The organism is Vibrio sp. MMG023 (assembly GCF_021654215.1).
Lineage (GTDB): Bacteria > Pseudomonadota > Gammaproteobacteria > Enterobacterales > Vibrionaceae > Vibrio > Vibrio jasicida.
The window spans coordinates 82,181-96,100 of sequence record NZ_JAKFZP010000002.1; the positions used below are offsets into that span (position 1 = coordinate 82,181).

At 44.8% G+C, this 13,920-nt stretch carries 14 protein-coding genes; all 14 read right to left on the bottom strand.

Annotation, left to right across the window (positions count from 1 at the left end):
• Window positions 1-10 precede the first annotated feature (10 nt).
• The 14 genes from L1076_RS05510 to nrfC all read right to left on the bottom strand — a co-directional run bounded on the left by L1076_RS05510 (window position 11) and on the right by nrfC (window position 13,920).
• Window positions 11-667, bottom strand: coding sequence for an MBL fold metallo-hydrolase (locus tag L1076_RS05510; protein ID WP_054757135.1), 657 nt, complete (start codon window positions 665-667; stop codon window positions 11-13).
• 130 nt (window positions 668-797) lie between these two features.
• Window positions 798-1,346 (bottom strand): DUF882 domain-containing protein, encoded by a 549-nt coding sequence (locus L1076_RS05515; RefSeq protein WP_237303318.1) that lies wholly within the window; start codon window positions 1,344-1,346, stop codon window positions 798-800.
• 173 nt (window positions 1,347-1,519) lie between these two features.
• Entirely contained in the window at window positions 1,520-3,112 is a 1,593-nt protein-coding gene (locus L1076_RS05520; protein WP_038876084.1) for a L,D-transpeptidase family protein, read from the bottom strand.
• A 104-nt stretch (window positions 3,113-3,216) separates the two neighbouring features.
• The gene (locus L1076_RS05525; RefSeq protein ID WP_237303319.1) at window positions 3,217-4,299 is read right to left on the bottom strand and encodes a DUF1513 domain-containing protein; all 1,083 of its coding nucleotides are present in this window, start codon (window positions 4,297-4,299) and stop codon (window positions 3,217-3,219) included.
• Window positions 4,280-5,317 (bottom strand): imelysin family protein, encoded by a 1,038-nt coding sequence (locus tag L1076_RS05530; protein WP_237303320.1) that lies wholly within the window; start codon window positions 5,315-5,317, stop codon window positions 4,280-4,282. Before L1076_RS05530 ends, L1076_RS05525 begins: the two co-directional genes overlap by 20 nt.
• Before the next feature lie 10 nt (window positions 5,318-5,327).
• On the bottom strand, window positions 5,328-6,710 hold the full coding sequence (locus L1076_RS05535) for a di-heme oxidoredictase family protein (RefSeq protein WP_237303321.1): 1,383 nt from the start codon (window positions 6,708-6,710) through the stop codon (window positions 5,328-5,330).
• 94 nt (window positions 6,711-6,804) lie between these two features.
• The gene (locus L1076_RS05540) at window positions 6,805-8,067 is read right to left on the bottom strand and encodes an imelysin family protein (RefSeq protein WP_039977592.1); all 1,263 of its coding nucleotides are present in this window, start codon (window positions 8,065-8,067) and stop codon (window positions 6,805-6,807) included.
• A 177-nt stretch (window positions 8,068-8,244) separates the two neighbouring features.
• A complete protein-coding gene (gene ribA / locus L1076_RS05545; protein ID WP_181146191.1) occupies window positions 8,245-8,892 on the bottom strand; it encodes a GTP cyclohydrolase II in 648 nt (215 codons plus the stop codon).
• A gap of 227 nt (window positions 8,893-9,119) precedes the next feature.
• The gene (locus tag L1076_RS05550; protein WP_038871948.1) at window positions 9,120-9,296 is read right to left on the bottom strand and encodes a hypothetical protein; all 177 of its coding nucleotides are present in this window, start codon (window positions 9,294-9,296) and stop codon (window positions 9,120-9,122) included.
• A 144-nt stretch (window positions 9,297-9,440) separates the two neighbouring features.
• On the bottom strand, window positions 9,441-9,851 hold the full coding sequence (gene nrfF, locus L1076_RS05555; protein ID WP_038876075.1) for a heme lyase NrfEFG subunit NrfF: 411 nt from the start codon (window positions 9,849-9,851) through the stop codon (window positions 9,441-9,443).
• Window positions 9,838-10,371, bottom strand: coding sequence for a DsbE family thiol:disulfide interchange protein (locus tag L1076_RS05560; RefSeq protein ID WP_038876074.1), 534 nt, complete (start codon window positions 10,369-10,371; stop codon window positions 9,838-9,840). Before L1076_RS05560 ends, nrfF begins: the two co-directional genes overlap by 14 nt.
• Window positions 10,349-12,256, bottom strand: a complete 1,908-nt coding sequence (gene nrfE, locus L1076_RS05565; RefSeq protein ID WP_237303322.1) for a heme lyase NrfEFG subunit NrfE — start codon at window positions 12,254-12,256, stop codon at window positions 10,349-10,351. The genes L1076_RS05560 and nrfE overlap by 23 nt, the downstream gene beginning before the upstream one ends.
• A 9-nt stretch (window positions 12,257-12,265) precedes the next feature.
• Window positions 12,266-13,237, bottom strand: a complete 972-nt coding sequence (gene nrfD / locus L1076_RS05570; protein WP_104037852.1) for a cytochrome c nitrite reductase subunit NrfD — start codon at window positions 13,235-13,237, stop codon at window positions 12,266-12,268.
• Window positions 13,234-13,920: a cytochrome c nitrite reductase Fe-S protein gene (nrfC, locus tag L1076_RS05575; RefSeq protein WP_237303323.1), complete on the bottom strand. Its 687-nt coding sequence runs from the start codon at window positions 13,918-13,920 to the stop codon at window positions 13,234-13,236. Before nrfC ends, nrfD begins: the two co-directional genes overlap by 4 nt.

Consider the following 13,920-nt stretch of genomic DNA (forward strand, 5'->3'; position numbering starts at 1 on the left):
TCTGCATGCTCTAGTATAGCGGCATCTCATCAGCGACAAACGGGTTAGTTTTACGCTCATGACCAAAAGTCGATTGAGGTCCATGACCCGGGACGAAAGTAACGTCGTTACCAAGTGGCCACAGTTTCTCTTTGATCGAGCCAATAAGCGTGTTGAAATCACCTTGTGGGAAATCTGTACGACCAACACTGCCGTTAAACAGAACATCACCGACAAATGCCAAACGCGCGTCTTCGCTGTAAAGCACTACGTGGCCCGGAGTATGGCCTGGCGTGTGGATGACATTTAGGGTTTGCTGGCCAAAAGTGACCTTGTCACCTTCATTCAACCACTGATGAGGTTCAAAGGCCTCTGTCAAAGGAAAACCAAACATTTGGCTTTGGCCTTCTAGGCCTTGCAACCAAAAGTTGTCCGCTTTATGAGGCCCAACAATCTCTGTACCGCCCAGCATAGCAGCCAAAGGCTCAGTGCCACCTACATGGTCCAAATGACCATGGGTCAATACTAGATTCACAACGTCAACACCCAGTTCTTTGATTAACATTGCTAGTTGCTTCTCGTCACCACCCGGATCAATCACAATCCCCTTCATGGTTTCATCACACCAAACGATAGAGCAGTTTTGAGAGAAAGATGTTACTGGAACAACTTGGTATTTCAGAGCCATAGATAACCTATACCGAATAAATTTGCATGAAAACTGCCGCAACTATGACACTAACCCTAAGCGACTTCAAGCTTTGTGGGACGGGTTGTTCACGGCGATTTATCACAAAAAATAGAGTATCAATAAGGTGTTACCAAGAACGTACTGCTCCGGTATCGATATGAACAAAGTTACTGCGTGGGTAATAACCAACCCCACCCGCTTTTAAGCTAAGCGCGGCTTCACGCACGGTAGAGAGCTTCACGCCATCTAAACGGAAATCAATGGCCTTTCCTTCCATGTGCATGCTTTTCTTCGCTACACCTGAAGAGCCATTACGTAAAGATGCATTGGTTACCGGAGAGCGATAGCCGGAAATCACAATGACTTCTGACTCAGTCCCAATTAACTTTTGAATTTGGCTGATTTGGTCGAACAAGCGTCGATCCATTGGGTGCACTTCGTTACGGCGATGATCGCGGCAGAACTGATCCAAGCGTTTCAACTCTTCATCCACATAACCTTTACCATCGAAGTAGCAGGACTCTAGCAACTCACCTGTGTTTAAGTTGTTCATAGCGAGTACGCGTGGTTCATCAGGCAACGCAGCCCAAGAGATACTTGGCATTGCAGATGCGACAACCACACTACCAGCGGTCATTTTAAGAAAATCACGACGGGAAAAATTACGACTTACCATTTAAAAGATACTGCTCATTTACTGTACAAGCAGCGGACATTACCGAAACCAATTTAGCGCGTCAAATGCATAAATTGGTCCGGCTTGTCACATTTAGGCTGGAATTCTTGTTTACTTATTGAACAGCAAACAGATTTTATGAATTGTAAATTTTTTTAAATTGAGAACGAATCTCACCCTTGATGATCGTATTGATAAATGTCATCACGATAGTAAAGCACACCCTCTTCTAACCATGCCGTTTGATAAATGATATGCACTTGAATGCGTTCACTCAATGGTACGGAGTTATTTGAACGACGTGAGCTTTGACGCTTCTTAGCTAACCGCTCTTCTAAGCCTTGAGTTTTGAACAGCAATTCTGCTAATTGATCGGCATTCTCTACTCTCACACAACCTGAACTGTAAGCCCGTCGATCTTGCTGGAACAAGTTTTTACTCGGCGTATCGTGCAAGTAAATCGCTTGTGGATTGGGCATGTTGAATTTGTACAGACCCAATGCGTTGTGCGCACCAGAAGATTGTCGCATGCGGTAAGGGAACGTTCTTGGATTTACGGTTGCCCAGTTGATCGTCGTAGGGTCGATGATCTCACGCGATGTCCAAGAGCGAATAATCTGAATGTTGTGTTCCATCAGGTACATTGGATTACGCTTCACCTTAGGAATGATGTCTTTCACCATGATTTTCCAAGGCACGTTCCATGTAGGATTAAGAATGACGGAATCTAATGTTCCCGTCATGATTGGTGTCTTACGTGACGCTCGCCCAACCACTACCTTCGATTCAAACAGAGCTTGGCCATCATGCCAATAAGTGACCTCATACCCAGGAACATTAACAAATACGACATTGTCACGCTCTTTTGCCCAAATACGAGAACGCTCAGCATTTAACGCTAATGAATGTAAACGTTGTTGTGGCGAGAAATTAATCCAACGAAGCGTGTTTGGACCAATCACACCGTCTTGTTTTAGGCCATGAATACGCTGAAACTCTTTGACTGCAAGCTCTAGATTTTCATCGTAAAGTGTTGTTTCTGTCTCCAAATGTCCTACGTCAACACCGACAATTTGCATTCGTGCAATCAAACTTGCTTTATCAAACAAGTCGTCACCCACTTTCGCCAAGCGTTGATCTTGCTGATACAAAGGGAACTCAAATTTGGCGTACGTCGACAAGGACGCAAATGCCGTGTTAAACGACTCATCCATTTGCAGGGGGGAACGAAGACCATCAAGAAATTGGCCCATCTTTCCGACAGTGATTTCATTACTCAACAGAGAAAGGGTTTCAATGCTCGGAGCAGGAAGCTTGATGTGGTCTTTGTTTGCGAACAACCAATTGATGCCTTCTTCAGGCACTTGTTCAAGGTAACTAAGATACATGAGCAATGAGTCCGTCATCACAAGATCGAAGTCAAGCTTATCACCTTGTGCTCTAACCTGTTCGATACGACGAAGCTGATCGTCAAACTCTTGAGTTACGTCTGCTAGTGCCACCAAATTCATCTGGAACACTAATCGATCGACATCACTGTCATTTTCCCAATTCAGGCGATAATTGGTGCTTTGGTAAAGTTGATCAATCACTTCTGGGTAATGGATCATCTTCTCGACTGACAGCTGAGCGACTGCCCCTTCTTGCTCTGTTTGTGCAGAAGCATCGAGAGAAACTACAGTAGAAAAGCTGCAAAACGGCACCATAAGTGCCGTTATTATAAGGAATCTAGCAATCACTGAATCGATCCTTCCGTTGTTTGCCATAAAAAAAGTATGGCAAATATCTCACGGGTTGCAGCTTTAAAATTAAGAATCTGAAGATGAAATCGACAACAAATTTCTCAATAAGCAATTAAGTCATGATCTTTCTAGATAATTCGCGACCAATGGTTATCCCATTGGATGCCGCTAGAGAAGCTTTTTTTTGACTCTAATGGCCGTTGCTCAACCACTTTTCCTGCACCCGAACTCACTCGAAATTCATCGCCATAAATCACGACGCCAGACGCATCCGGCAAGGCATTGAGCTCAACCAACTTGCCGGTAGATTTAGACCAGATTCCATAACAACTACCAGGGGGAGAAGTCGCTAAAATCCATTCATCTGTCGCAGCAATACTCGCCACATAGTGATTGAATCGGGCCCACTCTTCAGGCTCAGCTTGAAGATCTTGAATTTCACCACTACGCGTATGCATGGCGATCAAGGCTGGATACTCGTCCGGTTCGCCACGATATTGCTGACCACAAAGCACGGTTTCCGCACCATCATGAGCTAAATGACGAATACTTAGCTTATGATCTGGTAAAGAAACCTGATCTAATAACTCGCCATCTTGCGAGAGGTAGCTCAAGCTAGGTGCCATATTGTCGAGGTTTAACGGTTCACGACCGTTGGTGTGTACTCCACCGACTCCAATCGCTAATGCGCCGTCCGGCATCATGATCACTTCATGAGGCCCAAGGCCAAAGCCCGTTAACTCATCGATCTTTTGATATTGCTTTTGCACATCATAAACACCAATGATCCCACGACTTGTCCCCCTCTCCCCTTCTGTGGCAAATAGCAACGTGCCATCATGGGAGTAAACACCATGACCATAGAAATGGCGATTCGGTTTTGCTAGCTGCAGTTTGATCATCTGCTCTGAGCGATAGTCAAACACCATGAAGAAAGTACCAGGCCGGCGGCCAAAAACCACGGCATGACCTTGTGGGTTTGTCGCCACACCATGACCACGCTCTGGGATCGGCAATGTCGTGATCGGCATACCGTGTTCATCAGCGACGACAGCTGCAAACTTATCTCGGCCTATGATTGAACAGCCAATCAATGCAGGCTCTCGCGATATTGTCGAAGCACAACCAAATGGCATAACGGGCGCTGCCGCTCCAAACAGAGCGGCCTTTAATAATGTGCGGCGGGTTTGATCAGTCACCATCGGTAGCATTGAATCCTATTACGACACCAAGTTCGATCGCCACTTCTTCGTGGATCAAGTACTTCAATTGCTCTAGCTTATTGTATTGAGCGAGCACCATGCGATAGCCTTCTTTTGTTTGTAGTGCAGCAAATAAGCTTTTATCTTCTGGCCAAGTTTCTAACGCCATTTCAAACTGATGAACGACACGGTCTGCGAGATCTGTATGGCCTTGCTCTCTCAGTAGCGCATCTAGACCATTTCCGTTAGCAAAGTACAACGCTTCCATCCCTTGAAGGTTGGCTTTTAAGTTTGAAAGCGAGGTCTCTGAACGCCACGATTCTGAAAAATACGGGCGAGGCTTACCAATCTTCGCTAGTGGTCGACTGAGCTTCTTCATGCTGTATTCAAGCTGATTCGACAAAAGAGAAATGTACTCTGACTCCCATTCCGCCATCTCTAATGAATTCCATGGATTTTCTGCCCAAGAATCTGCGATGATCTGTGCTTTCTCATGCAAGTTTTCAGCAATCGCAACGCCAGTTGCACAAGTGTTGTGATTGGTAGAAAGTGTCGATGCATTGTCGTAAATCAACCATTCCAACGCCCCCAGTCCTTGCACAGTAACGCTTTGTGTCGCAATCTGCTCTGATGTCCATTCTTGTTCAGATTTCGTCAGTACCGACATTTTGCGTCCAGTGGTGTTCTTTTTATCTGGCCAAAACTGAACATTCCAACTTTGCTCTAATGCCGTAGCAGGACCGCGCTCTTGGCCTTGAAGTGACATCCAAGACAACATGGTTTGGTGCCATTGCTGCTTTACTTGAGCATCATTTTTCGACTCTGATGCGCAATAATCTGCGAAGCGTTGTTCAAGTTCTGTGGTTTGCGCTAAAAACGTCTGAGCTGATTGAAACTCGACCTCGTACACGCTTTGAGAAATATGACTTGTACTCTCAGGCTTTGCAGAGCTCGAACTAATGGTCGATTGGCAACCAACCAAACTTAACGTTGCGGTAATCGCACTCACTAACAGTGTTTTTTTCATGGTTGCTTCCTTATAGAGAATTCAGAAACGCAATCAATGCATCTCGTTCTTTTTTGTTCAGTGCTAAGACGTTTTGTTTCGCTGTTTCAGCTTCACCGCCATGCCACAACACCGCTTCCATTAGGTTACGAGCACGGCCATCATGTAAGAAGTACGTGTGACCGTTTACTTCTTCGGTATAACCAATGCCCCATAACGGTGCAGTTCGCCACTCACGGCCGTTTGCTAAGTATTCCGGGCGGTTATCGGCTAAGCCTTCACCCATGTCATGCAGAAGCATGTCTGAGTATGGGTGGATAAGCTGCTCAGAAAGCGCTGGCAATTCAGGTCGTTTCGCCGTTTTTACGCTGGTCTTGTGGCAACTCTCACAACCCGATGATGCAAAGGTCTGCTGTCCTAGTTGCACTTTCGGATCCTTGACATTGCGACGAATTGGCACCGCCAAGTGCTGGCTGTAAAACTCAACGAAGTCGAGAATATTTTCACTCACTTCTGGTTTGCCGCCATTTGGCATGTCGTCACAAATGCTTTGCTTCGAGGTGCAGTTTTCGTTCGGGAATAAATGGCTTGTCAAACCCACATCGCCATTGAATGCCGCCGCATTTTGCTGCATCAACGTCGGTTGTCCTGCTTTCCATCCAAAACGACCAATTGAGAAGTCACCCTTCTCAATGTCCCACACCTTATTTACTTTGCCTGAGATACCATCTTTGTTGGCATCTTGTTCATCAACCCAAGCGAGTAGCGTTTCGTCGGGAATACTCTCCAACAAACCAAGACCGATCATTGGCGGTGCCACACGCGCGGAAAATTCCGTATCTGGGTGCATGTCACCATAGCCTAATTCGGTAATTTTCAGGTTTGGTTTTCTCAAAACGACTGTCGTTCCGTCTTTAAACTGCACCGGAACATCGGTATAGGTAATGTCGATTTTTCCTTCTGGTTTTTGGTCTTGGAGTGCAAAATCTTGTAACTGGCCGCCGTATGTTGGTTCAGGGATTCCGCCATCCTTAATAAAAGCTTTCTTTTGTTCTGGCGTTATCGCAGGAATGCTTAAGCGCACCAGCATAGACACCGCATGTAAATCGTCTTTTTCTGGTGGATGACCACGGCCATCTTTGATGTGACAGTTCTGACAACCATTAGTGTTAAAAAGCGGGCCTAAGCCATCACGAGCATCTGTTGACGCTGGCGCTTGTACCCAAGGGTTACGAAAAAAGCTGTTACCTACACTGAAATCGAGGCGCTTACTCATCGGCAAGTTGGCAGCAGGAAGAGAATACGCATTCGCGCCGTCTTTTTTAACACTGGTTTTGCCACCAGACTTAACATCGTAAGCCATGGCAGAAGAAGAAAGGAGCGCGGCTAGCGCAGAAATTAGGTATGGCTTCATATCATTGCTCTACATATACAACAAGGGTGATAACAACGAGCTCAAACGGCAAAAGGGCTCACAAAGAGCCCTTATTTATTATGGTTATGAACGATTAAAACTCGTGGTCAGCAGTATCAGGGCTTAGGCTGTCGATGCCGACAATGTTTGCCGCTCGCTCAATCGCACCGGTCTGGGCTACCAACGACATGATGGTGTCGTTTACTAGCGCGTTGCCTTGTGCGTTGCCCGCTGCAATCAATTGATCGAAGTGCTGGTTGTTCTTCTCAGCAGACGTTACTAATTCACCAACTTGGCTACGAGTCATGTCAAACTGCTTTTGGATCTCTTTCGCTGCTTTTTGATCTTTTTGAGCAACAAGATCAGCGATACTTGGACCAGACAATTCTTTACCGTTTACACCTTTGTAGGTACCAGTGTAAACGTTGTAGATACCTTGCTCATTGTAGTAGTGAGAGTTATGCGTGTTATCTGAGAAACAATCGTGCTCGTCTTCTGTCGAGTTCGCTTCTAGTGCCACCTTCATACGCTCACCCGCCAGCTCACCTAGAGAAAGAGAACCCATGCCGAATAGCATTTTGCGTAGACCATTTTCAGCCGAGCCAGCAAGTAGCTCTTCGCGGTAGTTGCCTTTCACTTCTGCAGACCACTGTTTTTCCATCCACTCAAGGTCTTGAACCAGCAGATCAGCAGCGGCTTTTAGATACTCGCCGCGACGGTCACAGTGACCGTTAGTACATTCAGATCCCACAACAAAATCTGTGTAAGCACGTTGACCAGCACCTGCGTTAGTGCCGTTTAAGTCTTGGCCCCATAATAAGAACTCGATCGCGTGGTAACCAGAAGCCACGTTTGCTTCCGAGCCGCCAACTTCGTTCAAGTCCGCAATTAATTCTGGTGTAATTTTTGATACATCGAGTTTAGACGCGCCAATCTGTAGGCTTGTATTGGCAATAATGTTAGCAGAGGCGCCTTCGTTGCCTAATTCGTATTGGTAATCTGTCGCAACGTAATCGATCAGCCCTTCATCCAGTGGCCATGCATTTAGCTGGCCTTCCCAATCATCAACGACTGCGTTACCAAAACGGAAAACTTCAGACTGTTGGTAAGGAACACGAGAGTCAAGCCAAGCTTGTTTTACTTCTTCAAGCTTTGCAGCAGATGGGGACTTTAGGAATTCGTCGATTTTTACGTCGAGTGCTTTAGCTGTTGTCACTGAATCAGCAAATACAGCATGAGCAACGTCCGCGTAATGTTCGACAACTTGTTGTTGAGTTACTGAAGCAGCAACCGTAGAACCACTAGCAATGAGAAGTGATGCAGCAATAGATTGGACTAACACTTTTTTTGCATTCATCAGAAGCATCCTTGTTGAGCGTTTTTAATAATCTTATTCGTAGTGCTAATTATTCTTATTTGCACTTTTGTCCCGAGATAATACAAATTTACAATTTATTTGCAACTCTAGATACAAAAAAAGCCTCATAAATATGAGGCTTTTAAAATGCTTTACTGTTAGATTTATCTTTAAAGATTAAACCTTTAGGTGATGTTTACCATGGGAAGCTTTCGCCTTCAGATAATTTTCATTGCCATCTTTGATGTGCGCAGACGTATTGACAACCTCTGCGATTTCAATTCCGTACTCTGACAACTCGCGTATCTTCTTAGGGTTGTTAGTAACAAGCTGAATCTTATTCACACCTAGTGCTTCAAGCATTTGTGCTGCTTCTGTGAAATCACGTAAGTCATCATCGAAGCCCAAATGATTATTTGCTTCGTAAGTATTCATACCCTGACTTTGAAGACGGTATGCATCAATCTTGTTATAAAGACCGATACCGCGGCCTTCTTGACGAAGGTATAGGATAATGCCACCTGATTCGCCCATTCGATTGATGGTCTCTTCTAGTTGCTCACCGCAGTCACAGCGTGAAGAGTGGAACACATCGCCAGTCAGACACTCAGAGTGCATACGCACTAAAGGCATATCCTGCGTTTGATCCGCTTGTTTAAAGATAATTGCTACATGCTCTTTATCTGTCTTTAGGCCATGGAAAGACAGGATTTCGGCATCTATGTTGCTGTTAGCCCCGACTTTAAAATCTACTCTGGCACGTACTTCCGCCATATCTACACTCACTCGATTTATTGCTTGATGCATTTTCGTTATCGCATTCATGGGATTGCTCTCATTTGCTCTTCAACTATGGGGATTGATACCGTATTTTTCAATGTTGAGATCACAACGAGGCGTACTCTTATTCTAGCAACAGCGAGAATTCATAGCGAAAATGATCCCCAACTGCCGACTTTACATTTGTTATAGTATAACATTTACAGCTAACTACAATAAAAAAACCCCAGACAAATTTGCCTGGGGTTTAAAGTCGCTAAGTTTGAATCGGTTTAATGAGTTTGACTGCGCTTCCATACAGCGAGCTCAATCCAAACGGCTTCGAGTTCTTGAATTTCCTCGTCGGTTAAGACGGCGAGAGACGAAGTGACTTGTGGCAGCTTCGGTGACTGCAATGCACGAATCTGCGAATAAAAGTCCTTTTTTAATTGCGATATAACTGAATCCACTGCGTACACCTTTCGTTCTTTTATTACTTCTCCAGCTCATTTTTATGGTCTGCTATTCACTGGAGCCTTCATAAATTCTGCAAAATGATAACATTCTGCTTGTTATGTGCACAATTTATTTTTAATAGTGGAATTATCATCACATTAATTACGTTTTGTCATTCGGATCGAATATAAGACAAAAAAGATCAAAAATAGCGCAGGAAAGATCCACAACAATGCTGTGGAATAATTAAACGGCGGCTGATAAAGAACAATATTCCCATATCTTGCAACTAAATATTCTTTGACCTCTTGTTCACTACTCCCCTCATTCACCATCGTGTAGACCTTTAAACGTAAGTCTTTTGCCGCTGGGGCATTTGATTCAACAAGGTTTTGATTTTGGCATTGAGGACAGCGTAATGTCTTGGCTAGAGCGGTTGCCTGTTGTTGCACTTCAACAGAATGAAACTGAAATAGATCAACATTCTGCTTAATGTCTTCCGCTTTCACTAAAGATGAAAATAACGTAAAAGCCAACAAACAGGCGAGTAGATAATTAAATCGAAACATCAAAATACTCCGAAAATATATCATTCCATTTATCTTTAGTGAGCTCTCCACGATATTTGATCAACACGATTCCATTTTGATCAATCAAGTAAGTTTCTGGTGTACCTATTACACCAAGTTCAACAGCAAGCTTTCCATTGGGATCACTGATCACCTCTTTATATGGATTTCGTTTAAAGCTCAAATATTCACGAGCAGCTTGTTTTTGGTCTCGATAATTCAAACCAATGATGGGTACACCCTGCTCTGCTAATAGAAGTAATTCATCGTGCTCACTCTTGCATATTCCACACCAAGAAGCCCAAATATTCAGCAATTTATAACCTTCGCTTTTAAACACGGTTTGGTTTACTTCCTTTTCAGAAAGCAATGATATCGAGGTAAAGCTAGGAATCACCAACTTGCGCTGCTCAGACAATTCAACATTGGGCCTGTCAGACAGAGCGGTTGCCGTAAGAGCAGCAAACAAAGCCACAACGCTAACAAGAAATAACAACTTAAGCGTATTCTTCGACACCATGTGCCACCTTTTTTCTTTTGTTCGCGAGTGTCATTAACGCACCAAATACTGCGATTAGCCCACCACTCCAAATCCACCAGATACCGGCTCGATACTGAAGTTTAATTGCATAGGCATTGGAATCTACTTTATCGCCTAGCGTGACATAGTAGTCTCCATGCCACAATGAGCGAATGGCTGGCTCGGTCATATTCATAACTCGAACTGGATAATGGCGTTTTTCCGGTTGAAGGGACAAGGTACGACCATCTTCCAAATGAAGATAAATACTCGCTCGTTCTGCGGTGTAATTTGGACCAATTACCCACTCAATGCCATGATAATCAATACTCACGTTTGAACGTTGGTGCGAGCTCTCAGGCTCAACTCGCAAATGATATTCATAAGAATAGTCACTGTTTATCACCGCCCCAGTTGCGGCGAGGGCAAAACCAATATGCGCCATTACCATAGGAACCAGCGTCACCTTAGTCTCAGACGTTAATATCAGCAAAAAATGGGCGACCACAACCCACACCGCTAACATAATCGTGATCAAACTGGTTGTACGCACGCTTTCAACCGAGAAAACAAACACGAAAGCAGAGCTCACCACTGCCAACATAGCAATCAAGGCAAAGATAAAAACATTTTTATCCGCTCCCTTTTGCCACCTAAGCAAAGGAATAATCGCCATTACGCCCAATGCTAATAATGATAATGGGAATAGCAAGCTGTTGAAGTAAGGAGCACCAACGGAAATATTACCAAGTCCAAACAGTTGGTAGACCATCGGGTAGAACGTACCCAAGAAAACAATCGCTGTAGTAATGACGAACAAGCCTATCGCAACGTAAGTCAAGTATGCTCGGCTAAGAAGAGAAACTAGCTTAAAAGCTTTGATGCCGTCACCTCGAACAATAAGTATCCCAAAAGTGACCACGACCAACAGACTCAACACCGCCAGCAGTAATAAGCCTTTGGTTGGATCAACCGCAAAAGCATGCACCGAGGTAAGAACCCCAGAGCGCACAATGAATGTTCCCAAAATACTCAAGCTAAAAGTCGCAAATGCCAACGCATAGGTACTCCATAGAGCACTTTTATGTCTTTGAGCTAGAACTCCGCTGTGCAACAGTGCAGTTCCGGTTAACCATGGTAATAATGAAGCGTTCTCTACTGGGTCCCAGAACCACCAACCGCCCCACCCTAACTCGTTGTAAGCCCACCAAGAGCCAACCAAAATACCGACAGTGAGTGTCCCCCAAGCAAAGAAAGCGGCACGACGAGCAATCCCGTACCATTCATTCAGAGGACATTTACCCAGCAAAGCAGCTAAAGCAAAGGCCAATATCGCGGCATAACCGACATAACCTAAATAAAGCAGTGGTGGATGAATAATAAGCCCAATGTCTTGCAACATCGGATTCAAGTCTCGTCCTTCTGTAGCTAGGACTTGAGCGTATTCAAAGGGGTTAGAAGTTGTTAATGTGAACCAAGCAAAGACGGCTATTAACACGTTCATGATGCCTAAGCAGTCACCTGTATATTGCGTACTAATAGGAGATTTGAACGCAATAAATGACGCCCACACGCTAAGCGTTACCACCCAAAACAGCATCGAGCCTTGATGCCCTCCCCATGCGGCAGCAACCTTAAAAGCGACTGGCAAATGGCTATTAGAGTGAGCTATGACATATTCAAGAGCGAAGTTGTCTTTAATGAAACAAAGAACAAGAAGCAATAGACAGATAACGGAAGCTAAACTGATGATGTGCGACGTGGCAATTTGATGTGTTAACGCCACGTTCTTTCCGATAGCACGTCGAAACCAGTGCAACAATGCCGCGCTGCTGGACGCCATGACCACCAATACCAGTAAGAAAAACCCCAATTCAGCTTCCATTTTACCTCCTTATACAACCGTCATTTGGCCTGCATAAAGGATGAACGTACGTAGCATGAGTACACCGACCAAGCTCAAAGTGGTAACGACAAAGACATAACTGCCTTTATGGCGCACTTCTGAAGGTATCAGCCAGTTCATGGTAAGAGGTGTTAGCATACCTATTAGTACTACACCAACCCAGAACCACTGCGCCCAAAAACCACTGGATATCGCGTTCCACGCAGCTGCTTCATTTTGCCCTCCACTGAAGATTAAGCCCGTGAAAAATGTCACCAATACGAACAATTCGAACAACACCACTGGGCGTTCAAACCCGTGAACCCAAGACACGCTAGGGCTGCTAGTCGGTTCTTTAAAGACGAGAATTCCGAACATCAAGCAAGCCGCTGCGCCAGAAGACAAGCTCGAGAACAAGAATAAAATAGGCAGCACTGGGTTGTTAAGCATTGGATAGGTCTTCAATGCAGACAGTAAGAAACCGGTGTATGCAGCTAAGACTATCGCTAAGAATCCCAGAAAAAGTTCTATCGCGTTGTTGCCTTTACCTAACTTAATAAGCAGACCATCAACAAAGTCCAGTAGCTTACTTGGCAGCTTTCCTTCACTGAAGTTGATGATTGGATGGCGGAAAATTACGCCGATCCAGACAAACAACACAATCATGTACACTTGGAACAGGATAACGCCCATCGACATCACGGAAGTCGGATTGTAGTAAATCATGATCTTCCAAAACTCTAGCGGTTTAGTTAGGTGGAAAATCAGAATAACCAAACCAGCAATGATACCAAATGGCGCCAACCAAGCCATGGCCTTCATGATGCCGTTATTTGCTGGGTCACCCTCGATGACTTTACGTTTTAGATAGATGGCAATCATCACCGCACCAGCGGACATACCCGCTAAGAACAAATAGATCGCGATAATCCAATCCCAGACTAACGAGTCAAAGTGGAAAGCACTTTCAAAGCCGTTCATGATGACACCTCCCCTTTGCTATGCGGAATTTTATACAGCTTAGGTTGCGTACCTAGGTGCGATTTATCCCGGTAAACAACGTGGCCTTCTATCGCTTTGCTCACTTCACTCGTCGGATCGTTCAAATCACCAAATATCAGTGCCTTCGTCGGACAAGACTCCACACAAGCTGGCTGTTTACCTTGCGCTAAATTGGTATCGCGACAGAAATTACATTTATCTGCAGAGTGGTCAACAGGGTTGAAAAAGCGCACTTGGTAAGGGCAGGCCGCTAAGCAATAACCACAGCCGACACATTTCTCTTTGTGCACATCAACGATGCCTGTCGTTTCGTCTTTATATGCAGCACCTGTTGGACAAACATACACACAAGGTGGGTTATCACAGTGCTGGCAAGATTCACGAGTGAATTGGTATTCCACATCAGGGAATTCCCCTATCGGCTCTCCTCGATGAATTTTAAGACGAGTCACACCTTCCGGAACATTATTCACTTCACGACACGCATCAGTACACGCGGTGCAACCAATACAAGCCGTTTCATCGTGTACCATACCTAAACGTTTAGCTCGCTCACTGTCACTGGCATAAAGAGAAGAGCTCACAACGGAAGTGCCTGCAACGCCTGCAGTCAAAATCAGTGCGCCGCTACCGGCTAAGAAATTTCTTCTAGAACATTTCAT

Excerpts from the sequence above, each read along its gene's own strand:
- ribA (WP_181146191.1), bottom strand. The coding sequence starts at position 8,892 with ATGAATGCGATAACGAAAATGCATCAAGCAATAAATCGAGTGAGTGTA.
- nrfC (WP_237303323.1), bottom strand. The coding sequence starts at position 13,920 with ATGAAATGTTCTAGAAGAAATTTCTTAGCCGGTAGCGGCGCACTGATT.
- L1076_RS05540 (WP_039977592.1), bottom strand. The coding sequence starts at position 8,067 with ATGAATGCAAAAAAAGTGTTAGTCCAATCTATTGCTGCATCACTTCTC.
- nrfE (WP_237303322.1), bottom strand. The coding sequence starts at position 12,256 with ATGGAAGCTGAATTGGGGTTTTTCTTACTGGTATTGGTGGTCATGGCG.
- L1076_RS05525 (WP_237303319.1), bottom strand. The coding sequence starts at position 4,299 with ATGCTACCGATGGTGACTGATCAAACCCGCCGCACATTATTAAAGGCC.
- L1076_RS05535 (WP_237303321.1), bottom strand. The coding sequence starts at position 6,710 with ATGAAGCCATACCTAATTTCTGCGCTAGCCGCGCTCCTTTCTTCTTCT.
- L1076_RS05560 (WP_038876074.1), bottom strand. The coding sequence starts at position 10,371 with ATGGTGTCGAAGAATACGCTTAAGTTGTTATTTCTTGTTAGCGTTGTG.
- nrfD (WP_104037852.1), bottom strand. The coding sequence starts at position 13,237 with ATGAACGGCTTTGAAAGTGCTTTCCACTTTGACTCGTTAGTCTGGGAT.
- L1076_RS05520 (WP_038876084.1), bottom strand. The coding sequence starts at position 3,112 with ATGGCAAACAACGGAAGGATCGATTCAGTGATTGCTAGATTCCTTATA.
- L1076_RS05515 (WP_237303318.1), bottom strand. The coding sequence starts at position 1,346 with ATGGTAAGTCGTAATTTTTCCCGTCGTGATTTTCTTAAAATGACCGCT.
- nrfF (WP_038876075.1), bottom strand. The coding sequence starts at position 9,851 with ATGTTTCGATTTAATTATCTACTCGCCTGTTTGTTGGCTTTTACGTTA.
- L1076_RS05530 (WP_237303320.1), bottom strand. The coding sequence starts at position 5,317 with ATGAAAAAAACACTGTTAGTGAGTGCGATTACCGCAACGTTAAGTTTG.
- L1076_RS05510 (WP_054757135.1), bottom strand. The coding sequence starts at position 667 with ATGGCTCTGAAATACCAAGTTGTTCCAGTAACATCTTTCTCTCAAAAC.